Consider the following 903-nt stretch of genomic DNA (forward strand, 5'->3'; position numbering starts at 1 on the left):
CAAATCGGCATAGGGGGTAGCCATCCTGGCTACACCCCTGCCACACCACCCGGCATGCGGGTCCGCACCGGGCGGTTCGAGGGGTTGAGGTTAGGCGAGGCGGGGTAGGCCCAGCTTGTCGAAGAAGGCGATATCCAGCACCCAGTTCAGAGGGCCTTCACTGTTGCACCACCAGCGACGGCTTTTCGCCGCCACGCGTTGGGCCGTCTCGGGCGTCGCACCGAGCATCCGCAGTTCGCGGTAAATAGTCGAGCCACGTCGCCATTGCTTAAGCTGAATCGCCCGCAGGCGGTGACGCAACCATTGGTCCAGCTTTCGCCAGATCTTTGGCGTTTGCGCCAACCGGAAGTAGGCTTTCCAGCCCTGAACGTAGGGCCGCAGCCGGTCCACCACTTCCTGCAGACTCTGCCCACCTGAGCGACGGGTCAATGCGCGGATGCGCTGCTTGAATGCCAGCAGCGGTTTGGCTGCCACGCCACGCTTGACCACCCCATCCGGGGCCGGCCAGAAGTCAAAGCCCAGGAACTTGCGGCCAAACGCGCTCGCCACTCCGCTCTTTGCCTCGTTGACCTTCAGACGCAGGTGGCCATACAGCCGCCGCAATAACACCATCACCCGTTCACCCGCCCGCTGACTGCGTACATACACGTTCGCATCATCGGCATAGCGCACGAAGCAATGGCCTCGGCGTTCCAGCTCCTTGTCCACCTCATCGAGCATCACGTTGGCCAGCAACGGCGACAGGGGACCGCCCTGTGGCGTGCCCTCGTACCGTTGCAGCACCACCCCGCCATCCATCAGCCCGCTGTTCAGGTACGCCCGGACCAGACGGATGACTCCGGGGTCCTCGATGCGCTTCTGTAGGCGATCAATCAGGATGTCGTGGTTGACCCGGTCAAAAAA

At 63.0% G+C, this 903-nt stretch carries 1 protein-coding gene; it reads right to left on the reverse strand.

Annotated features, from left to right (window positions below; translation table 11 throughout):
• Nucleotides 1–90 precede the first annotated feature (90 nt).
• On the reverse strand, nt 91–903 hold an 813-nt coding region (locus tag ACW4E8_RS41010; RefSeq protein WP_456809698.1), incomplete at its 5' end, for a group II intron maturase-specific domain-containing protein.

The sequence above is a fragment of the Cupriavidus sp. CP313 genome (genome assembly GCF_054072015.1).